The sequence below is a fragment of the Armatimonadota bacterium genome, from assembly GCA_017993055.1.
In the GTDB taxonomy this organism is placed as follows: Bacteria; Armatimonadota; UBA5829; order DTJY01; family DTJY01; genus JAGONM01.
The window spans coordinates 56,409-77,999 of record JAGONM010000012.1 but is presented as its reverse complement, the minus strand read 5'-3'; the positions used below and the strand labels follow the sequence as shown (position 1 = coordinate 77,999).

At 62.6% G+C, this 21,591-nt stretch carries 13 protein-coding genes; 5 read left to right on the top strand and 8 right to left on the bottom strand.

The features are described from left to right. Window positions 1-33 precede the first annotated feature (33 nt). From KBC96_06780 to KBC96_06745, 8 genes are all read right to left on the bottom strand, one after another. A complete protein-coding gene (locus tag KBC96_06780; protein ID MBP6964094.1) occupies window positions 34-1,305 on the bottom strand; it encodes an amidohydrolase family protein in 1,272 nt (423 codons plus the stop codon). 31 nt (window positions 1,306-1,336) lie between these two features. Further along, window positions 1,337-2,407, bottom strand: coding sequence for a Gfo/Idh/MocA family oxidoreductase (locus KBC96_06775; protein ID MBP6964093.1), 1,071 nt, complete (start codon window positions 2,405-2,407; stop codon window positions 1,337-1,339). Window positions 2,408-2,452: 45 nt separating this feature from the next. Continuing rightward, a complete protein-coding gene (locus KBC96_06770) occupies window positions 2,453-3,931 on the bottom strand; it encodes a sulfatase (GenBank protein MBP6964092.1) in 1,479 nt (492 codons plus the stop codon). A 46-nt stretch (window positions 3,932-3,977) separates the two neighbouring features. Then, window positions 3,978-5,444 carry a sulfatase gene (locus KBC96_06765; GenBank protein ID MBP6964091.1) on the bottom strand — a complete coding sequence of 489 codons (1,467 nt, stop codon included), beginning with the start codon at window positions 5,442-5,444 and terminating at the stop codon, window positions 3,978-3,980. Window positions 5,445-5,575: 131 nt separating this feature from the next. After that, window positions 5,576-7,090 carry a sulfatase-like hydrolase/transferase gene (locus KBC96_06760; protein ID MBP6964090.1) on the bottom strand — a complete coding sequence of 505 codons (1,515 nt, stop codon included), beginning with the start codon at window positions 7,088-7,090 and terminating at the stop codon, window positions 5,576-5,578. A gap of 163 nt (window positions 7,091-7,253) precedes the next feature. Continuing rightward, window positions 7,254-8,678 carry a sulfatase-like hydrolase/transferase gene (locus KBC96_06755; GenBank protein MBP6964089.1) on the bottom strand — a complete coding sequence of 475 codons (1,425 nt, stop codon included), beginning with the start codon at window positions 8,676-8,678 and terminating at the stop codon, window positions 7,254-7,256. Between the two features lie 48 nt (window positions 8,679-8,726). Further along, complete coding sequence (galE, locus tag KBC96_06750; protein ID MBP6964088.1) at window positions 8,727-9,713, bottom strand: UDP-glucose 4-epimerase GalE; 987 nt, start codon at window positions 9,711-9,713, stop codon at window positions 8,727-8,729. 46 nt (window positions 9,714-9,759) lie between these two features. Further along, the gene (locus KBC96_06745) at window positions 9,760-11,898 is read right to left on the bottom strand and encodes a hypothetical protein (GenBank protein ID MBP6964087.1); all 2,139 of its coding nucleotides are present in this window, start codon (window positions 11,896-11,898) and stop codon (window positions 9,760-9,762) included. Between the two features lie 170 nt (window positions 11,899-12,068). On the opposite strand from KBC96_06745, the gene KBC96_06740 reads away from it, so the two are divergent. The 5 genes from KBC96_06740 to KBC96_06720 all read left to right on the top strand — a co-directional run bounded on the left by KBC96_06740 (window position 12,069) and on the right by KBC96_06720 (window position 21,532). Then, on the top strand, window positions 12,069-14,159 hold the full coding sequence (locus KBC96_06740) for a DUF4965 domain-containing protein (protein ID MBP6964086.1): 2,091 nt from the start codon (window positions 12,069-12,071) through the stop codon (window positions 14,157-14,159). A gap of 218 nt (window positions 14,160-14,377) precedes the next feature. Then, complete coding sequence (locus KBC96_06735) at window positions 14,378-16,144, top strand: beta-N-acetylglucosaminidase domain-containing protein (protein MBP6964085.1); 1,767 nt, start codon at window positions 14,378-14,380, stop codon at window positions 16,142-16,144. 241 nt (window positions 16,145-16,385) lie between these two features. Continuing rightward, window positions 16,386-17,549 (top strand): acyl-CoA dehydrogenase family protein, encoded by a 1,164-nt coding sequence (locus tag KBC96_06730; GenBank protein MBP6964084.1) that lies wholly within the window; start codon window positions 16,386-16,388, stop codon window positions 17,547-17,549. A gap of 247 nt (window positions 17,550-17,796) precedes the next feature. Beyond that, window positions 17,797-18,012 carry a type II toxin-antitoxin system HicB family antitoxin gene (locus tag KBC96_06725; protein MBP6964083.1) on the top strand — a complete coding sequence of 72 codons (216 nt, stop codon included), beginning with the start codon at window positions 17,797-17,799 and terminating at the stop codon, window positions 18,010-18,012. A gap of 70 nt (window positions 18,013-18,082) precedes the next feature. Further along, the gene (locus tag KBC96_06720) at window positions 18,083-21,532 is read left to right on the top strand and encodes a heparinase II/III family protein (GenBank protein ID MBP6964082.1); all 3,450 of its coding nucleotides are present in this window, start codon (window positions 18,083-18,085) and stop codon (window positions 21,530-21,532) included. Window positions 21,533-21,591: the final 59 nt, after the last annotated feature.

Below are 21,591 nucleotides of genomic sequence, written 5' to 3'. Positions count from 1 at the left end.
CCGGTATCTGATCGACGGGCCAATGTTTCGCCCCTACAGCGACCTTTTCTCCTCTACGCGGAAGTTCTCGAGCGCGTTCCCGCGGAGGAGGCGCTGGGCGGCCCAGACGGCGTACTCCTCGTTGAAGCGTCCATCGGCAACCTTGTCCGAGAGCACCCGGGCTATCCCCCGACGGGCTATTCGGGAATGGCCGTACGTACCCTCGACAAAGATGAAGTCGCCGCCGAATCCGTGAATCTTCGTGAGCGGCACTGTCTCCAGCATGTCGGAGAGATATCTTCGAGCGGCGGGCGGGTTGAATATCCATGCCCAGCAGAAATCAATCCAGACGTTCGGGAAGTTCTTGCAGATGTTGGCCAACTCCTCGGTGTACGGCCAGGAGATGTGGTAGATGTCGAACTTCACGTTCGGGTACTTCATGAACAGCGGGATGAGGAGCGCGGCCCGGCTGTTCCTGATGTCGTTGCAGTTGCCCTCCTGCACGCCGGTGTGGAACTTGACGGGCAGTTCATACTCCTCGCATTTCGTCATCAGGTAGTGGACGATGAAATCCTCGACCGAACGTCGCTCGGCATTCGTCGGATGGCCCTTCACGATCTGCAGGAACGACCGCTCGGCCCAACCGCGCGAGACGTCCTGGAATGCAAGCGTCCTATTGTAGGCCCGACCGATCTTGAGGGCCGATGCCTGACACGCATACCGCTCGAAATAGTGATCAATAACCGACAGGTACTCATGCAGGCTTCCCACGGGCATGTCGGTGTCTTTCGACAGATAGCTGAAGTCCAACGGCGTGAAGTCGTCGGCCATGTCGTAGACAAACAGGTCGGGATAGTCGGTGCGGGGGTATACCGGGCTGCCGTCCCAGACGTTGCCCAGCGCGACGTCAATCCCCGAGCGGTCGAAGACCTCGCGCGTCCAGGTCTCTCTCGGCGCGGCGTTCATCTTCTCGCTCAGCGGCTCGACGGTGTCGTCCGTGAGGTCTTCTATCCCGTAAAGGTCCCGGACGGCGATGCGGATGCACTCGCAGTAGCCGGTGTTCCAGGCGCGCCGATACCAGGGCTCGACTAGCCGCCACTTCTCCGCTGGAGAGAGGTCGGAGTCCATCCTCTGGACCTGCGCCATCTCCTGGGGAGACATCCCGGCGGAGATCAGGTCGCAGCTTGCATAGTGAGTGAACAGGCGCCCGAAGTCTATGCGGCCCATCCGCGCGAGTTGGAAAGGCAGCGTCAGGTGCTCGTGGGTGTCAACGATCGAGACCCTCTCGACTTCGGCGAGGATGCGGTTGTGGAGTTCGGTGTGCATGGGGCCTCCCGACGTGACGGCCCGGGATCGTTCATCGTTTGCTTGACTTCGCCGAGGCAAGCAGTTCCTGCACCTTGACCGGCTGGCCGGTGCGGCTGCTCCGGATCGCAGCGAAGATCAGCGCGATGGATTGCAGGTTGTCCTCGACGTTGGTCTCCATCGGCTCACCGCCGTCGAGCCAGCGGACGAACTTCTCGATCAGCCAGGTGTTCGACCACTTCGGCTGCTCAATCAGCGGGATCTCGTGCGCCACATCCTCCTCGCCCCACTCCTTGTCCGGCTTGTAGGCATAGCGCGTCAGCTTGCGTCGGCTCAGGATGAGCGTGGACAGCTCGCACTCGGCGCGAAAATACTCGTTCGACCAACCGTTCAGGCAGACGGCGTTCGTCTTCGCGCCCTCGTAGAAGCCACGAGTGTTGTTCTCGAACGACATGATCACCAGGCCCTGGGAGTCGCCGGCGAACTCACCCCAGGACGGGTTCCAGGTCTGAGCGTAGATCGTATCGCACTTCGCGCCTGCGAAGTCGGCCATGATGTCGAGGTGGTGAACCGCGCCTTCGACCATCAGCGCATCGGGGATCTCGTGCCTGAACTTGCCCCATGACGCGAACCGCCGGCAGTCGTGCGTAAACCGGCAGATCAGGTAGTCGAGTGCCCCATGCTCCCCGGAGCGGAGTTCCCGGCGCATGGTGGTCTTGTCCTGGTCGAAGCGGTGGCTCATGGTAACGCCCATCTTCTTCCCGGCGCGTCTTACCTTGTCCGCGATCCGGACGGACGCCTCGAGCGAGTCGGCGATCGGCTTCTCGGAGAGGATGTGCATGTCGTGATCAAGCGCGATGTCCACGACCTGCTCGTGGAACGCCGGCGGCACGACGATTGTGCAGAAATCGGCCTTGTTCTCGTCGAATGCCTTGCGGATGTCGGTGTAGAGCTTGTCGTCCGGCAGGCCGAGGCCCTCCTTCGCGTTAGCGAAGGCTTCGGGATTCGTGTCCACCGCGGCGACTACCTCGACGAGGCCCTCCTCGACGTTCGGCGGCAGGAAGTTCCTGCACCACCAGCCCCCGAATCCTCCTGTACCGACCTGAATCATCTTGTACGGCATGCGTATTCTCTCCCCTCAGACCGCGACACACGGGACATACGGGACTCAAGGGGCCTTCGGCTTCTTGATGACCCACTCGCCCAGCACTCCGGCGTACGGATAGTCGTCCCACCGCGGGTCCTCGGTGCCCTTTGCCCTCGGATCGGCGGTCCTCGCCATCCAGTCCTTCAGCTTCTCCGCAAGCATCTTCTTGGCGTCGGCGTAGGCCGGATCAGCAGCCACGTTCTTGATGCACCACCGGTCATTCTTAAGATCGAAAAGCTCCTCCCCCGGACGCATGGCGGTCGCCAGCTCGAAGAACGGCTTGATCTTGGGATCGTCCCTCTTGTCGAGCAGCAGGGACTTGGTGGGACTCGTGTCCATGTCGCCGAACGGGCCGACGGCCACCCACATCTCGGGGTCGCCGGCGGGCCATAGCCCGGGCCTAAAGTTACGGATGTAGAGGTAGTCCTTCGTGCGGACAGCCCGCGCCGGATAACTGAGGTCGCCCTTCCGACAGTTCACGTGCCGCTCCCGTTCAATGAAAACGGCGTCCCTTCCGAGCGGCTTGTCCTCGGTGAGCAGCCCGAGCAAACTGGCGCCGGTCATGTCGTCGAGCGGTTTGATCCCCGCCGCGTCGAGGAACGTCGGCGCGAAGTCCGTGTGGCTGACGGGGTCGTCCACCTTCCGTCCACCCTTGACCTTCGCGGGCCACCTGATCGCGAGAGGCATGTGAGTGCCGATATCGTAGAGGTTCGCCTTCGACCTCGGGAAGGGCATGCCGTTGTCGCTCGTGATGACCACGATCGTGTTTTCGGCGCGGCCGGACATCTCAAGGTTGTTGAGGATCGCCCCGACCTGCGCGTCGAACTGCTGGACCTCCAGGTAGTAGTCCAGGATATCGTTCCGCACGATATCGGCGTCAGGCCAGAACGGAGGCACCTCGACATCCTCGGGCTTCATCCCGGACCGGGCGCCCGAGCCGCCGTCATAGTCCCGGTGCGGGAAGTTGCTGCCGAACCAGAAGCAAAACGGCTTGTCCTTCGGGGCCTGGGCGACGAACTCCCTGAAGTTCTTGAACTCCGGCCCGGCCGGGTTGCGCGTCCGGCCCGCCGGCTCGAGCGGACCCGGCCCCCAGCCCTTGCCGTTCAGACCGATGAAATACCCGTTCTTCTCAAGGATGTCGGGGTACGTTTGGAACCTGCCCGGGAGCATGGAGTAGAGGTTCGCCCCCTCGTCGAGACGGTGCATGGCCTGGCCGGTCAGCACTCCTCCCCTCGACGCGGTGCAAGTCGGTGCGGCGCAGTGGGAGTTGGTGAAGAGCACGCCTTCCCTCGCAACCTTGTCGAAGTTCGGCGTCTTCAGGACCTTGTCGCCCAGGATGCTCGCGTGCGGGAACGACCAGTCATCGGCGATGATGAACAGGATGTTCGGGCGCTCGTCCTTCGCTCCCTCTGCCGGCAGCACGCCGAAGCCGGACAATGCCAGTCCCGCAGCGGCCGTCCCAGCCGTCCTGATAAACTCCCTTCTGGTAGTCCCGCTCATGCTCGTTGTCCCCCCTCCCGTCATACTCGATCGAGGCTCGATGCCTCTACTTCTGTGCCGGAACAGGCGCTCTTCTCCCGGAGTATCCATACTTGTCCCACCGCTCGTCACGAGGGTTAACCGCCCGCGGATCGCCGGTTTCCTTCATCCACTTGTCGAGACGCGCTCGCATATCCTTCTTCGCCGCGGCATACTCGGGCTTGTCGGCGACGTTCTCGATCTGCCAGGGGTCCTTCCTGAGGTCGTAGAGCTCCTCCTCCGGCCGCTTGTCGATCGCCAGTCGGGCGTACTTCGCGACACCCTCGTCGCTATGCCCAGTGACTACCAGCGTCTTGGTGGGGCTGCCGTCTATGTCCCCAAACCCGAGTGCCTTCGGGGTATACTCCTTCGGATCACCCGCAGGCCATCGCTCGGGGAAGGGGTTCCAGATGTAATGGAACTCCGTCGTGCGGACGGCCCGCATCGGATACGCCGCATTGTCCTTGCGCACATTAGCGTGACGCTCGCGCTCGAGGAAGATGCAGTCCCGTTCCGGCGACCTGCCCCTGGTCAGCACGCCCAGCAGGCTCTTGCCGGTCATGTCCGACCGCGGCTTGATCCCGGCAGCCTCCAGGAACGTGGGGGCGAAGTCGGTGTGGCTCACGAAACCGTCTACCTTGCGCGCGCCCTTGACCTTCTGAGGCCATCGGACGGCGAGCGGCATGTGGCAGCTTGTGTCGTAGACGTTGGCCTTCGAGCGCGGGAACGGCATGCCGTTGTCGCTGGTCACGACTACGATGGTATTCTCGACGAGGCCTCTCTCGTCCAGGACGGCAAGCTGCTCGCCAAGCTGCCGGTCGAAGAGTTGAACCTCGTAGTAGTAGTCCAGGATGTCGCTGCGGACCTCCGGCGTGTCGGGCAGGAACCCGGGGACAGCCACATCCTCAGCGTTCATGCCGGATCTTGCGCCCGTCCCCAGCTCATAGGGCCGGTGGGGGTTCGTGCTGCCGAACCAGAAGCAGAACGGCTTGTCCTTCGGCGCCTGGTCGAGGAACGCCGCAAAGTCCTTGAACCCGGGGCCTGCGGGATTGCGGATCCGACCGCTTCCCTCCAGCGTTCCAGGCCCCCACGCCTTTCCGGTCTGCCCGACTGAGTACCCGGCCTCCTCGAGGATGTCGGTGTAACACTCGAACCGGCGCGGCAGGAAGCAGTTCAGATTGGCCCCTTCGTCCAGGCGATGCACCCACTGGCCGGTGAGAATCCCCGCACGGGAAGCGGTACACGTCGGGGCGGCGCAGTACGAGTCGTTGAACAGGACCCCCTCCCTCGCCACGCGGTCGAAGTTCGGCGTCTTGACGACCCTGTCGCCGCAGGCTCCCGCATGAGGATACGACCAGTCGTCCGCGATGACGAAGAGAATGTTCGGCCGCTGTTCCGCCGCCTCGGCCGGCAGTACGCCAAAGCCGGTCAGCGCCAGCCCGGCAGCGGCCGTCCCCGCCGTCCTGAAGAACTCACGCCGAGTCAGGTTCGCCATGTTCGTGCTCCTTGCACATTTCACCACGCGTAGGAGGGATCTAGCGTCGGTGAATGACAACGCGAATCCCGATGTCGGGGTTAGCGACCCTAACGGATCGCAGAACCCCTCCTATGAACGCGCGCCAGCGTCTACCAAGGAGCGATCCTCGGTGGGATCGGGTCTATGGTGGCGATGCTCGCGTCGAAGCAGAGCGCCGTCATCTCGGCCTTCAGCCCCGAGTGCTCCTCGCTGTACCAGAGGTTGTCGTGCTCGCCGGGGTCGGCTTGGAGGTCGTACAACTCACCCTCACCCGTTCCGTGAACGACCGCGATCTTGTGGGTCCTCGTGCGGACCATCGAGACACGCAGGCCCGGCTTGTTCGAGCCGACCACGTTGTTGTATGACTCGCAGAACACGCTGTCTCTGTGCTTCTCTATCTTGCCGGTGAGCAGGTCCGTCAGCGGCCGACCCTGCATTTGACTGGGAACAGGCATCCCGGCAACGCCGAGCAGAGTCGGCGCAAGGTCCGTCAGCTCCACGAGGGCATCGCTCTTCACGCCCTGCTCGAAGTGTCCCGGCCACGAAATGATCAGCGGCACACGGACCGAGCAGTCGTAGGTGTAGGGTCCCTTGAGAAAGACGCCGTGGTCGCCCAATAGTTCACCGTGATCGCTGGTAAAGATGACGATGGTATTCTTCCGCCGACCGGTGTCGTCGAGCATCTCGAGGATGCGGCCGACATTGTGGTCTATGTGCTCTATCATCGCGTAGTACGCCGCCTTGATCTCACGTCGTTCGCGGGGAGTCATCTTGCTGAACGGCGGCCGACCGTCGGAGCCTTCGTGGTCAGAGCGCTGGAACGCCGGCTTGTCCGCCAGCTCTCCCTCCACGTAGTCGCAATCGGGCAGTGCGTCCGGATCGTAGCGGTCGAGGTACTCCTTCGGCGGGTCGAACGGATGGTGCGGCGCATAGATGTTGACGCTCATCAGCCACGGGCCCTTGCGGTCCTCCTCTATGAACTCGATCGCCTTGTCCACGCACCATTTGGTCTGATGAAGTTCCGCCGGTATGCCCGCCCAGGCGTAACCTTTGGGGTGATAGAGATCGTCCCACTTGTAACCCTTTGACTCCAGCCATTTGATGTAGTCGTTGTCCTTCCAGTGCCCGGAGGGACCGTGGCTCCAGTTGAAAACCCGGTATCCGTCGTCAATCCGTCTCTCGACCCGTCCGTTGCACGCCGATATGTGCAGCTTGCCGGAGAGCCCGCAGTCGTAGCCGGCGTCGGCGAGCATCTTCGTCACGAGCACCTCGTCCGCGGGGATGTTCTGTCCGTTCTGACGGGCGCGCGTGGCGCGGGGGTAGCGTCCGGTCAGGAACGAGGCCCTGCTCGGCGTGCAGACGGGGCTCTGGCAGAACGCATGGGTAAACGCGACGCCCTCCGACGCCAGACGGTCGAGGTTCGGCGTGCGGATGTGCTTGTTGCCGAGCGACGCGATCGTGTCGTACCGCTGCTGGTCGGTGCATATCCAGAGTATGTTCGGGCGCTCCATCTTCTGATCTCCTTCTGCTCGCGCGCCGCCCTGAGTACCGAGTACCAATCCTATCGATACCGCACCCGCCGCCTTCATGAAATCTCTGCGCGTGATGCCGCTGTCTTTCGCCATGTTTGTTACTCCTGGGTTTCTCCACACCGGTCCACCAGGCGACTGAAGTCACGACTACGAAGGCACGAAGTCCACCTGCGTGGACTGGATTCCCCAGCATCCGCACGGTCACTTCGTCCTTGCTGTAGGCGCGAGTACATCTGCCTGGCGCCTTTGTGCGTTATCAGTACTCCGCCACTCGCTCCGGAATCGGGTCCATCGTGAACACGCTTCTATCGAAGCATTTCTTCAGCATGTCGCACTTAACATCCTTGTGCGCCGGGTTGTCCCACAGGTTATCGAACTCATCCGGGTCCGACTGCAGATCGTACAACTCACCCTCGTCCATGCCATGGAAAGCCGTCAGCTTGTGCGTTCGGGTGCGGACCATCGTCGCGTAGGCCTGAGGGTCGTACTTCTTGTGGAACGGCTGGGCGATGTAGAACTCCGTGAGCACGGAGTCCCGATGAGTATGCGGATCGGCCTCTCCCGCGCAAATATCGTAGAGCGACTTCCCCTGCACCCGGCTGGGAATCGGCATCCCGGCGGCGGTGAGGAGCGTGGGCACGATGTCCACCAGTTCCACGAGCGCGTCGCACGTCAGCCCCTGCTCGAAGTGTCCCGGCCACGAGATGATCAGCGGCACGCGGACCGAGCAGTCGTACATGAACGGGCCCTTCCAGTAGATTCCGTGGTCGCCGAGCAGCTCGCCGTGGTCGCTCTGGAAGACAATGATCGTGTTCTCGCGCTGACCGGTTTCGTCGAGCATCTTCATGATCCGGCCGACGTTGTCGTCTATGAGTTCGACCATCGCGTAGTAGGCGGCGGTGATCTCCCGCCGCTCCCGCGGAGTCATCTTGCTGAATGCCATCCCCCGGTTGCCGTAGGCGCCGTCGTGGTCTATACGCTGGAAGAACGGCTTATTATCGAGCTCGCCGGGCTTGTACTTCGGGTCGGGCAGCTTGTCCGGATCGTAGCGGCCGAGGTACTCCTTGGGCGGATCGAACGGGTGGTGCGGATCGAAGATGTTGACGCTCATGCACCACGGACCCTCGCGCTCCTCGCTGATGAACTCCATCGCCTTCTCGATGCACCATGTCGTCTGATGCAGCTCCCCGGGGACTCCGGGATGCACGTACCGGCCCTTCGCTCCTTCGTAGAGATCCTTCCACTTGTAGCCCTTCGCCTCCAGCCAGTGGATGTATGCGTTCTCCGGCCAGTCGGGGTTGGGGTGGTGGCTCCAGTGGAACTCCCGGTAGCCGTCGTCTATCCGCTGCTCGACTCTCCTGCAGCAGGCAGAGAGGTGGAGCTTGCCGGAGAGCCCGCAGTCGTAGCCCTCATCCGCGAGCATCTTCGTGACGAGCACCTCGTCCTCCGGGATGCACTGGCCATTCTGGCGGGTGCGCGTCGTGCGGGGATAGCGCCCGGTCAGGAACGAGGCCCTGCTTGGCGTGCAGACCGGAGCCTGGCAGAATGCGTTGGTGAATGAGACTCCCTCGGAGACGAGCCGGTCGAGGTTCGGCGTGTTGACGTGCGGATTCCCGAACGCGCGGATGGTATCGAATCTCTGCTGATCGGTGCAGATCCAGAGGATGTTGGGCCCGGGCATAGGGTACTCCTATCATGAAGGTCGGACCTGTCGGACTGGTCGGACGTGTCAGACGCCGTACCCGTTCGGGTGGCCGACGTGCCAGTTCCACGCGGTCTCGATGATCCTGTCCAACTGGGGATACTTGGGCTGCCAGTTCAGCTCTCCGCGCAACTTGTCCGAACCGGCGACGAGCCTCGCGGGGTCACCGGGCCGCCTGCACGCGGGTTCCCACGCTATTCTCCTGCCGACAACCTTCTCCGCCGTCTCGATGACCTGCTTGACGGAGTACCCGTCGCCGTTGCCGAGGTTGTAGGCGGTCGTCTCCGCGCCCCGCTCGAGCGCCCTCAGGGCGAGAATGTGCGCTTCGGCGAGATCGTTCACGTGAATGTAGTCGCGGATACACGTGCCGTCGGGCGTATCCCAGTCGGTGCCGAAAACCCTGATGCTGTCGCGCTTCCCGAGCGGCACCTGCAGGATCAGCGGGATGAGATGCTGCTCCGGTTCGTGGTCCTCGCCGATCTTGCCGTCCGGGTCCGCGCCCGAGGCGTTGAAGTAACGGAGCGAGACCGACTTCATCCCGTAGGCGACGTCATACCATCTCAGGACCTTCTCGAACATCAGCTTCGTCTCGCCGTACGGGTTGGTCGGCGACTGCGGATGGGCCTCCTCGATCGGGACGTGATTCGGCTCCCCGTAGGTTGCCGCGCTGGACGAGAATATGATGTGTTCGACGCCGTGACTCAGCATCGCCTGCAGGAGGTTCAGACCGCCGACCATGTTATTGCGGAAGTACTTCTCGGGGTTCGCAACCGAGTCGCCCACAGCCGCATATGCCGCGAAGTGGACGACGGCATCTATGGGATAGTCCTCGAAAGCGCGATAGACCGACTGCGGGTCCATCAGGTCGCCCCGGAAGATCTCGCCGCCTAGCACGGCCTCGGGATGGCCGAGTTCCATGCTGTCGAACGTGACGGTCTCGTAGCCGTGTTCGAGCAGCATTTTGACGGTGTGTGAACCTATGTACCCGGCGCCGCCGGTGACGAGTATCATTATGAGCCTCCGTTTCCGAGCAGAGTCTAACACCGGGCCACGAGGAGTGTCAATCGCGGCGAGCGCGAACGAACCTCACTTCGCGCACATCAGCCAGGCTCACCTCGTACGCGCCGTCGGATGCGCGTTTGCGGACCGAGGACGCGCCCGGCCTCCATTCACTATCGGCGAACCGTATGAAGAGCGACCCGGACGGAGTTCCGGCCTCACGACGGATCTCGACAGAGTCCTTGGTGACTCTCACGGTCAGGACGAGGTCGTGCCAGCGGATTCGATCAATAGCGAGCGACGGCCACGAGGAAGGGATATTCGGATCGAGCCGGAAGCCGTCCACCATCGGCGCGAATCCGAGGAATCCGTCTATCATCACCTGCGGGACGAGCACGCTCTCAAAGAACTCGGCGTCGAGCCCGAGCCCACCGGCCGTTCCTCCGCCCTGGAGCGTTCCCTCGCGCGACCCGTCGTAGTACTTCCGGTAGCCGCCCGCCGCCTGCACCTCATCGAACCAGCGGATGATCTCCTGCAGGCGGGCCCAGGCATTGTCCGCCCCAAGGACTCGTACGCGGTCGATCAGGTCGTGGTAGCTCCATCCGAGCACCGCGCCGCCATCCTGGACCTGCGCGCCCCAGGGGATACTCTCCGGCGCCGACCAGCCCCAGAAGTAGTACTCCGTGTTCCGCTTCGTCGTCCCCCGAGGGCCGAACCGCCAGTGGTAGATATCCGCGCCCTGAGCCGTATCACCCTTGACGATGCGATCGCCGTTCAGCCACGCCATGATGGAGCGCGCGTGCTCGGGCGTTGCGAAGTCGTAGTAGACCGCCTCCATGTTCGGCGAGGTCATCCCGTAGTCGTGGGTCTTGCCGTCCGCGTCTATGCAGGGTATGAAGCGGCCGGTCTTCGGGTTCCAGAACATCTTGTTGCCGACCGTCTTAACCTCGGCCGCGTGTTTCTCAAGCATATCCGGCTCGAAGGCCAGCGTCCCGACCGGAACGTTCCATTCGGGATGCGCCCTGATCTCCCGCTCGACCCGGGCCATCCTCAAGAGCGCCGCGTAGTACATCATGCTCGCATAGCAGTCCTTGTAGCCGAACGGGACGATATCCCAGTAGTTGTCGCCGATGCCGTTCCCAAACGCGATCTGCTTCTCGCCGTTGACGAACCTGAGGCCGCTGCGGCCCTCGTGGCCGACCCATGTGTTGAAGACGAACTTCCTCTCCAGCGCCTGATGCTCGGTCATGGTGTATCGGAGCGCCGTCCGCATCCGGTTGACGTTCCGGCGCAGGAAGTTGATGTCGCCGGTCCAGTCGAAGTAGGTCGAGCAGCCGATGACGTAGTTCTGGCCGTTGATGTCATGCCGCGTGTCATACGTCGTGAAGAATCCTTGAACGGTGACGTCAGCGCCCGGTTTCGGATTGCCGAACCCGATGCGAAGCCTGGCGACATGCCCGTTCCATTCCGGATGCTTGTACATCGGGATGACGAGATGCGTGACGGTCGTGCCCTCGTATGGCTCGAAGTACATCCGCCGGTCCGGGCCGAATCGCGGATGCTCCTTGGTCGTCCACTCGACGAACGGCTTGGCGTTTCCGAGGCCGGACGCCTTCCACCTGAGCTGCAGGAACGGCGACTGGAAGGTGTCAATATCATGCTTGGGCGCGGTGATCATCGCGCGCGGCTCGGCGAGCCTGAGATCCCATCCGTACTCGCCGATGCCCTTGTCCTCGATACCTGTGGTCTGCCAGCCTTCGGTGGTGTTGAGGTTCGCCGGACGCCAGTGGCCGTCCACCGTATCCTTGAAGGAGAAGTGCCAGCCCATGCCGCCCACTCCGCCGTGCCAGTAGGGAAACGGCCAGCCGAGCGGATGGGCGATCGAGGCGTGCTGGTGAACCGACACGTAGCCTTCCTTGTCAATCATCCTGCTGCTGAGCACGTCGTTCCACTGCTGACGGAACGCATCCGAAGAGCCCTCGACCGCAGGCCAGAGTGACGGGGTCGGCAGCCACGGGTCCCAGAGCGTCGCCTTCGGGCCGGCGCCGGGGTAGTGAAGCCAGTAGAGCTCCCGCAGGCTCTCCATCTGCTTCTCGAAGCCGGGAACCGCAAAGCGCGGGAAATCGTCTGGAATGCCCATAGTCTCACCTCTGCATTGGAAGGGAATCAGGACGATCGCGAACAGCACAAGGTATCGCATTCTTGCCTCCGTGACCGGCGCAGGTACTTCTACGGCGTGATCACAGTTCGTATTCGCCGCCCGGTGCAGCGTACCCTGCGCGGGATTTCGCCTGCGGCGCAGACCGGCTTGACGCACGGTCTCCGCCCGTGGGATGATGTGTGCGCTGCGAGAATCAGTCCGGGAGACAAATGATGATTCTAAGGAAGATACTGTGTCTGACCGCCATTGCCGCATGCTTGCTCGTATCGGGGACGGCAGTTGCGGAAGAGGGGAAGCCCTTCCGGCCGCCGGCCATTCCCCTGGCGACGCACAATCCATACTTCAGCGTGTGGCAGATGAGCGACCGCCTGACCGACGACTGGGCAAAGCACTGGACCGGCGGCGTGAATGCGATCGGCGGAATCGTGATGGTGGACGGCAAGCCCTATCGGTACGCAGGGATGACGCCGAACAAGTTCCCGTTGGTAGAGCAGACCGGCCTCGAGGTGACCCCGACTCGCTCGATCTACACTCTCGAGGCCGGCGGAGTGCGAACGACGCTCACGTTCACATCGCCCGTACTGGCGAATGATATTGATCTTCTCACGAGGCCGGTGAGCTACGTCACATGGGATATGAGGGCTGCCGACGGCAGGACGCACGACGTGAAGGTGTACTTCGACGTCCCCGGCGAGTGGGCGGTCAATTCGCCCGACCAGAAGGTGCGCTGGAACAGATACCAACTCGAGGGCATGGACTTGCTCAGCATCGGCACCGACGAGCAGCCGATCCTGAAGCGGGCGGGCGACGGAGTGCGGATCGACTGGGGCTATGTCTACCTCGGCGTCCCGGGCGCGACCGACACCGTCATCATGGACGGCAACAAGGCGAGAGATCATTTCGCTTCGACCGGCAAACTCCCGCCCGCGGACGACATGGGCATGCCCCGCGCCGAGCACGATGCATGGCCGACGATGTGCTGCATGTTCGATCTGGGCAAGGTCGGAACATCGCCGGTCTCGCGCCATGTGTTGATCGCCTACGACGAGGTCTTCGCGGTCGAGTACATGGAGCGGAGACTCCGGCCGTACTGGAAGCGGACCGGCATGGACATGGGCCAGCTTCTCACGACCGCCGAGGCGGATTATCCCTCGCTCATGTCAAGGTGCGCAGCGTTCGACGATCAGCTCGTCGCAGACCTGACCAAGGTCGGCGGCCCGAAGTACGCGTCGCTCTGTGCAGCGGCATACCGTCAGTGCGCGGCAGGTCACGGGTACGCGGCCGACTTCGACGGCGCGCTGATGGCCTTCTCGAAGGAGAACACGAGCAACGGCTGCATCGGGACGGTCGACATCGCCTACCCCGCGTCGCCGTTCTGGATGCTGCTCAACCCGAGGGTCCTCGAGGCGAACCTGACTCCCGTGATGGAATACGCCCGGTCGGCGCGCTGGAAGTGGCCGTTTGCTCCGCATGACCTCGGCACGTATCCGCTGGCGAACGGGCAGGTCTACGGCGGCGGCGAGCGCACCGAGGAGAACCAGATGCCGGTCGAGGAGTCGGGCAACATGATCCTCATGATCGCCGCCCTGGCGAAGATCGAGGGAAACGCCGATTACGCTGCGAAGTACTGGAGCCTGATCTCCCGCTGGGCGGAGTACCTGCGTGAGAAGGGCATGGACCCGGAGAACCAGCTCTGCACCGACGACTTCATGGGCCACCTGGCGCACAACGCGAACCTCTCGATCAAGGCGATCGAGGCGCTCGGGGCATACGGCATGCTTGCGGATATGATCGGCCAAGAGGAGACGGCCGCCGAATACCGAAAGCTCGCAAGGGAGATGGCCGCCGAGTGGGTCAATATGGCGGACGACGGCGATCACTTCCGTCTGGCGTTCGACAAGCCGGGCACGTGGAGCCAGAAGTACAACCTCGTGTGGGACGGGCTGCTCGGCCTCAACCTCTTCCCGCCGGATATCGCCCGCAAGGAGATCGCCTTCTACAAGACGAAGCAGAACGAACTCGGCCTGCCGCTCGACGTTCGCGGGACTCTCACCAAGACCGACTGGCTGATCTGGACGGCGACGATGACCGAATCGAGGACCGACTTCGAGGCATTCGTCGGCCCTGCTTACAACTACTACAATCGAACCACGGCGCGGGTCCCGATGACCGATCTGTACTACACGGACAACCTGGAGAAGGCCTGGCTTCACTCACGGCCGGTGATCGGCGGGATATTCATTAAGATGCTCTCAGACCGGGCGATGTGGAAGAAGTGGGCGGGGAGGGCTGGCAAATAGTAAACATCGTTGTAGGAGCGGATTCCGATCCGCGATCGTTTGTGCTCCAAGGCCGTCTCTCGATACACGCGCCCGAGCGCACTCGAGACTGGACGGTTCTAGCTGCCGAACAGAAGTACCGATCTCCTCGAATAGCCACTCTGGTGGCATAACGAGAGGCCAACCCAGCCATCGCCGACTGGAGTCGCCTCCTACGACAGAGTTGGGGGAATCAGCACGTGAAGACACGGAATCTTGCGCTTATAGCTATCATCGTATGCCTCGCGGGAGGCACGTCACACGCTAAGCCTGAGCCGGCGCTGGCGGACCTGGCCGGGACCGACTTTGAGGGCGGCGCGGCGAATCTGTACGGCTCGACGATGGCCGGCGAGATACAGGTGAACTACGTTTACGCCGAACCGACCGGGGGGCACTCGACTATGCAGGCGACATTCGAGGTCAAGTCGGTCCCAGAGCAGCCGATGTTCCTACACCTCAGGGGTCGGGACGACGACGGCCCGAAGCAGTGCGCAATCGCCCTCGAACTGAACGGCAAGACGATCTTCAGCGGCCCGAACGACTTCACCAGCAAGGAGTGGCAGACCCACAGGTTCGCCATCCCCCCCGGCGTGCTGAAGGCAGGGCAGAACACGCTCGTCGTCCGATGCACTGAGAAGGAGGGAGGGCTCGGCTGGCCGCCGTGGTTCCAGGCGGCAAGATGCATCGTCGGGCCGGAGGACTTTGTGATCGTCCGCGACCTCAGCAAGGACTTCTGGATCGAGATGCCGGAGAAGCGTCGTCCGTTCCCGGAGCCGCTCGCCGCCGGACAGAAGCCCGGGTTCGCGATGCGCGGCACCAAGGGGTGGATGTGGACGCCCGAGCAGTATCTCGCAGAGATTCCGGTGCTGGCCCGGTACAAGATGAACTTCCTCCAGAACTGCTACACGAGCATGTGCGATGTAGAACATTATGCGTGGGGCAACCCGGAGGTCAACCGTTGGTGGGAGGACCTCCCGGCTGAGAAGAAGGCCGCTTACGAGAACATCGTAAGCCAGTGTCAGAAGAATGGGATCGAGTTCTGTTTCAGCATGAACCCGAACCTCTGCAGCAAGCGCCCACTGGACTACAAGTCGGACAAGGACATCGCCGATCTCTGGAAGCACTACTCGTGGATGCAGGGGCTCGGCGTGAAGTGGTTCAACATCTCGCTCGACGACATCAGCCACGGGATCGATGCGTCCGGACAGGCCAGGGTGGTCAACATCATCTTCGAGCGGTTGAAGGCTAAGGACCCGAAGGCGCAGATGATCTTCTGCCCGACGTTCTACTGGGGCGACGGGACGGACCCGGCGGCGAAGGCTTACCTCGAGATCCTCGCGAAGGAGCTCGACAAGGACGTCTACCTCTTCTGGACCGGCGACAGCGTGGTCGGCAACATCACCCGCAGAGCCGCCGAGACATACAAGGGCATCGCCGGGCACCGCCTCTTCCTGTGGGACAACTACCCCGTGAACGACGCGCACCCCACCATGCACCTCGGTCCGGTGATCAATCGCGATGCGGACCTCTGCGAGGCGGTCGACGGTTACATGAGCAATCCGCTGTGCCAGCAGAACGAGTGGAACCGCCTCCCGATGCTGACCTGCGCCGACTACGCGTACAACCCCTATGCCTACGACCCAATGCGTTCGATCGGCCAGGCGATCCTGCATCTCGGCAGGACCTCCGAGGAGCGCCAGGTGCTCAAGGAGGCGGTCGAGATCTACCCAGGCTTCGTGATCCTCGGCAAGCCGCAGACCGGCCTGAACCCGGTGCGCGATCAGTTCAACAAGATCATCGCCACGCCGCACTCCCGATACGTCGCGGAGGGATACATTCGCACCATCGAGGCGTTCGCGAACAAAGCAGACCGGGTCTTCCCAGATCGCTGCAAGGCAGAGCGCCAGACGATCCACAACGACATCGCGTTCCTCAGGAAACTGCTGGAATCCCGATACGGGCAGTAGTCTCTCGTACTGCTATTCCTGGTCGTATTCGGAAAACCGTTCGGGCCGGAGTTGGACTCCGGTCCGCATCACTCACCGGCGGAGTTGAATTCCGACAAACCCAGTGGGCGGGCCTGGAGTCCAACTCCAGGCCCAACGTGGGTTTGGGCCAAGTTCGGACTGCGGCCCACAGAGGAAGTAACCTCGCCCGCGTTGAACCTTGATCCTTGAACTTTGAGCCTGAGAGGGGTGCAGAAACAAGATGGATTACTTCTTCACTGAAGAACAGCAGATGATTCGGGAAGTCGCCCGCGAGATCGCCGAGAAAAGAATTCGGCCGGTCGCCGCCGAGTTCGACGAATCGGGCGAGTTCCCCTGGGAGATCACGAAGGCGATCGCTGAGGCCGATCTCTTCCGCGTTTTCATACCTGAGGAGTACGAGGGCATGGACCTCGGCTCGCCGATCATGAACATGTGCATCGTCACCGAGGAGCTGTCGAAGGCGTGCGGCGGCATCTCCCTCGGATTCGCCGCGACCGGACTCGGCACGATGCCGATCCTCATCGCAGGCAGCGACGAGCAGAAGGCCAAGTGGCTCCCCCGGATCGCCGGCGGGACGCTGGCGGCATTCGGCCTGACCGAGGCCAACGCCGGATCGGACGCAGGCGCCGTCGCCACGACCGCTATCCTCGACGGCGACGAGTACGTCGTGAACGGCACCAAGCAGTGGATCACCAACGGCGGCGAGGCGGAGATCTACACGATCTTCTGTGTGACCGACCCGACCAGAGGCCCCCGCGGCGTTTCGACCATCGTCGTCGAGAAGGACACGCCCGGCTTCACGTTCGGCAAGAAGGAAGACAAGATGGGCATCCGCGCGTCGGCGACCCGCGAGCTGATCTTCCAGGACTGCCGCGTGCCCAAGGAGAACGTGCTCGGCAAGCCGGGATCGGGCTTCTTCAACGCGATGAAGACGTTCGACATGTCCCGGCCCGGTGTCGCGTCCCAGGCGCTCGGAATCGCTCAGGGCGCGCTCGATCTGGCGGTGAAGTACTCCCGCGAGCGCAGGCAGTTCGGCCAGCCAATCTCCGCGTTCCAGGGACTGCGCTGGATGCTCGCCGACATGGGGATGAAGGTCGAGGCCGCCCGCGCGCTCATCTATGCAACCGCCCGATGGATCGACCAGGCCAAGCCGAAGAAGGCGACGACTTACTCCGCGATGGCGAAGTGCTTCGCCTCCGACGTGGCGATGGAGGTCACGACGAACGCGCTCCAGGTCTTCGGCGGGTACGGCTACATGAAGGAGTACCCGATCGAGAAGTACATGCGCGACGCGAAGATCACCCAGATTTACGAGGGCACTAACCAGATTCAGCGCGAGGAGATCTCCAAGGGCCTGATCGCGGCCGCGGCCGCCGGGGAGTAGGAGATGCGTGTAGAGATCGGTATTCTGTACCCAAAGGAGATGGATTGAGAAGACGTCGCCGTGTTCTCCGAAACATTCATCTCCTAGATGAGAACGGCATGGTTGCATGCAACCCTCGGGATCGTGAGGCTGCTCATCGTGCGCAGGTTGAGGGCATCGCGTCGGATAATCCTGATGAGGTAACCTGCAGGAACTGCTGGCCGGCGATCCGAAGGATGAGAGAACTCAAGCGCCGTGCAGGAAAGCCATGAAGGAATACGCAGTCATCTACGAAAAAGGCCCCACGAGTTGGGGGGCACACGTCCCAGACCTCCCCATCTGTGTTGCGGTCGGCGGCACCTTGGAGGAAGTTCAGAAGCTCATCAAGGAAGCCATAGAGCTTTATCTGGAAACGTTGAAGGACGAAGGAAAACCTGTACCTGAGCCGGTAACAGATGTCGGGAAGATTCGTGTAGCCGCATAGACAAGGTCGGAAACGGTAACCAGCCCCGATTCTCCCATGAGAGTCGGGGTTTTTGTATAAGGAGCAAACGATGCCGAAGCTGTTCATCATAGCGCTGTTGTGTTCGGCGGCGCTTCTCACAAGCTCATTCGGGGCCGGGTCGGCGAAGACCCGGCGGACGGCAATCACGGATGACGAGATCGCCACCGCACGCGAGAACATCGAGAGGTACCAGTGGGCGAAAGACACGGTCAAGGGCCTGAAGGACGACGTCATCCGGTCTTCGTGGTGCGAGGTCGGGAAGACGGCCGATCAGCTCCTCGATGTGCCCGATGAGCAGCTCTGGGACCTGATGCCGGACACCCGTATCCACCGCGAGTACTACGTGAACCAGCACAAGGGCTGCCCGGTCCACGGCCTCGAGATCAAGAAGTTCAGCGTCTTCCACCCCTGGAAGATCGACCCGTTCAACAAACCGTTCAAGATCCAGTGCCCGGTCGGCGGCGAGTGGTATCCCTCAAACGACTTCGCGGCCGGTGATCTGACATCCGGCGACTTCCCGGACGACGGCACGGGATTCACCCCCCCTAATCCCCCCCTTGCCAATGGGGGGATTGGTGGGGTGAAGGACGGCGACACCTACTACTTCATCGGCGAGTACATCCATGCCGTCTACCTCAACGGCGTTCGGCCTGCGCTCGATCGGCTCTCGCAGCTCTACCTGTTCACCGGCGACAAGCGATATGCGCACAAGGCGGCGGTAATCCTGATGCGCCTCGCCGAGCAGTTCCCGAACTCGACCGACAAGAAGGACCGCTGCTACAAGTATCCGTATGCCGTTCGGTCCGGGCTGATCACCGACTACATCTGGTCGTGCAGCGACGTGGCGGGCATCGCGGCGGCATACGATCGGATCTACGATGCGCTGGACGATCCCGACACGGTCGCGTTCGTATCGAGCAAGATCCCGGGCATCAAGACCGGCGCGGACATTCGATGCTACGTCGAGGAGAACATCGTCCGAGTCGGGGCCAAGGCACTCCGGGACACCGTCATCGTTGGGAACTTCGGGATGCATCAGAACTCCGCGGCCACCCTCGCCCTGGTGATGGACGACGTGAAGGGCACAAACAAGCCTGACTCGCTCGAGATGATCGACTGGCTCTACTACAAGTGCACCGGCCCTCTGCGCACGTTCGCGCGCAACTCGCTATTCAAGGACGGTGGAGGCGCGGAGAGCATCGGCTACAACACGAGCAAGCTCGCCATGCTCCCGACGATGGAGAAGGTCGAGCAGCTTCGGAAGCTCCATCCGCAGGAGATAGAAGCGGCCCGCTACCCGGTGATGTGGGATGAGCCGAAACTGAAGGCCATGGTCGGCAGCTACTTCATGGACCTGATCACGCTCGATCGCTACTACCCCGGCGTCGGCGACTGCACGCCCGAGCCGATGCACCCGACCGACCGCGACAGGGGACTCAGGTCACTTCTGAGCGGCTATGGCGAGACCGTCTACCGGCAGTACGGCGACGAGCGCGCGGCCACGACTCTGATGGACTCGAACGGCAAGATCAGCCACGCGTCAGTCTTAAGGAAGCCGATAGACGATGAGATCCGCCGAGCCGTGAAGAAGCTCGGCACGTTCCTTCCGCGCCGGACTCAGGCATTCGACGGCTACCGGCTGGCGATTGCGCGCTCCGGCAGTAACGAGGACCAGCGGGCGCTGTGGGTGTTCTACGGCGCGCATCCCGCGCATAACCATCGCGATCCGATGAACCTCGGCTTCCAGGCGCTCGGCAAGGCGCTGCTCCCCGACCTCGGCTACCCGAAGTCGTGGGATTTTGCGGCCACCTGGGAGACGCACATCGCCACGCACAACACGGTGATGATCGATCGGAAGAACCCGACGATCCATGACTTCGGGCGCCTGATATCGCTCCAGTCGGCGGACGGGATCGAGATGATCGACTCGCAGGAAGACCCCTACCGCACCGATGAGCTTGCTTTCGGTGAAGGTGGCGACCGTCTCTACCGGCGCACGAGCCTGATGATCGACCTGTCGCCCCAGGACTGCTACATGGCCGACATCTTTCGCGTTCGAGGTGGAACTGAGCACTGGCAGAGTTGGCACGGCCCGGCCGTTCCGCCCGTATATGAGGGTCCGGCGCTAGTCCAGCAGTCGAAGGGCACTCTGGCCGGTGAGGATGTCGAGTACAACACAAAGCGTCCCGGCCCGGACGGCAAGCCGCTCCTGGACTACCAGGCGATTTTCACCAACGTCCGCAGAGGGCCGGTGACAGCGCTTTGGTCGCTCGATTATGACTGTGCCGGAGAGCGGAAGGTTCACATCCGCGTGACCGGGCTGCCCGAGCCGGGGACGGAACTCGTCCTCGCGGATGGACGCGCTCCTTCGCAGCCGGATGATTACACGGTCACCTACTCCCTAGCCTGCCGGAAAGACGATGCGCCTTTGACCAGCGAGTACCTGACGGTGATCGAGCCGTACTCGGGCACGCGCGTGGTAGACCGCATCGAGCGCCTGGAACCGCAGGGCAAGGCAGTCGAGGGCTATCGTCCGGCGGGCATCCGCGTGGCGACGAGAGAGACGCAGGACACGATTCTCTCGACCGGGATACCAGACGGGTCGGCCAAGCTGGGTAACATGGCCCTGATGGGCGATGTCGGCCTTGTGCGGCAAGAGGGAGAGCGGATCGAGCGGCTCTTCCTGTCGAGTGGGACGCTTCTGATCGCCGGCGACACCTCGATCAGCCTGGCGCGCGCGGAGAACGCGAGCCAAATCATCGCCCTGGACCGAGTCGCGAATGAGATCACCGTAGACATGACTATCGGCGACCCGAAGGCACTGATCGGCCGGCGGATCCGGATCGAGGGCATGCAACGATGTGACGCATATGAGGTCGTGGGGGCGAAGGTGGCCGCAGATGGCGCTGTTCGATTGACTCTCGGAACGACGAGCCTGCTCGCCGAGGGTGTGGCGGTCGGCTTCGCAGACGGCGTCATTAGGAACAAGACTATGCTCGACTTCGCCGCACTGAGCCAGGGCGATGGCGTATGGCATTCGAGCTACTCACTCTACCGGGGCGCGGTGATCGAGAACGAGAGCGGCGACGCATACCTCCGCGTCCGCGGGGCATTCGGCAGCCGAGCGCCCGAGGATGTTCGGTACGATGTTATTCTTGACAAGACGAACAAACGGTCTGCCGATGACCTGAAGTCGGTGTTCGCCGACGCTGACGGCGACGGACGCGCGACCTTCCACCTCTACGAGTACGGAATCGGCGACTGGGCAGTCGTGCCGGGACTGGCCACGCTCTACGCCACCGGCGACGGCACATACTCCCTCGAGGCGACCGACGACGTCACCATCTCACTGCCCTGCCCCACCGGGTCTCGGTTGTCTATTCGAAAGGCTTCGGGCACGGAGTGGGCCGAGGTCGGGCGATCGAGCGATGGCGTGGTGTACGCCGCGATCCCGCTCTCCGGCTTCGGCGGAAGTGCGGAGATTCGCGTCGAGAACTGAGAGCGCAGAAAGGAATTCGCGCCCCGCAGTCGAATACTCAGATTACACGGCACAGGCGT

Bases quoted from the DNA above. Each gene is read 5' to 3' on its own strand.
- KBC96_06775 (MBP6964093.1), bottom strand. From the start codon at position 2,407: ATGCCGTACAAGATGATTCAGGTCGGTACAGGAGGATTCGGGGGCTGG.
- KBC96_06720 (MBP6964082.1), top strand. From the start codon at position 18,083: ATGCCGAAGCTGTTCATCATAGCGCTGTTGTGTTCGGCGGCGCTTCTC.
- KBC96_06725 (MBP6964083.1), top strand. From the start codon at position 17,797: ATGAAGGAATACGCAGTCATCTACGAAAAAGGCCCCACGAGTTGGGGG.
- KBC96_06730 (MBP6964084.1), top strand. From the start codon at position 16,386: ATGGATTACTTCTTCACTGAAGAACAGCAGATGATTCGGGAAGTCGCC.
- KBC96_06770 (MBP6964092.1), bottom strand. From the start codon at position 3,931: ATGAGCGGGACTACCAGAAGGGAGTTTATCAGGACGGCTGGGACGGCC.
- KBC96_06745 (MBP6964087.1), bottom strand. From the start codon at position 11,898: ATGCGATACCTTGTGCTGTTCGCGATCGTCCTGATTCCCTTCCAATGC.
- KBC96_06740 (MBP6964086.1), top strand. From the start codon at position 12,069: ATGATGATTCTAAGGAAGATACTGTGTCTGACCGCCATTGCCGCATGC.
- KBC96_06780 (MBP6964094.1), bottom strand. From the start codon at position 1,305: ATGCACACCGAACTCCACAACCGCATCCTCGCCGAAGTCGAGAGGGTC.
- KBC96_06760 (MBP6964090.1), bottom strand. From the start codon at position 7,090: ATGGCGAAAGACAGCGGCATCACGCGCAGAGATTTCATGAAGGCGGCG.
- KBC96_06765 (MBP6964091.1), bottom strand. From the start codon at position 5,444: ATGGCGAACCTGACTCGGCGTGAGTTCTTCAGGACGGCGGGGACGGCC.
- KBC96_06755 (MBP6964089.1), bottom strand. From the start codon at position 8,678: ATGCCCGGGCCCAACATCCTCTGGATCTGCACCGATCAGCAGAGATTC.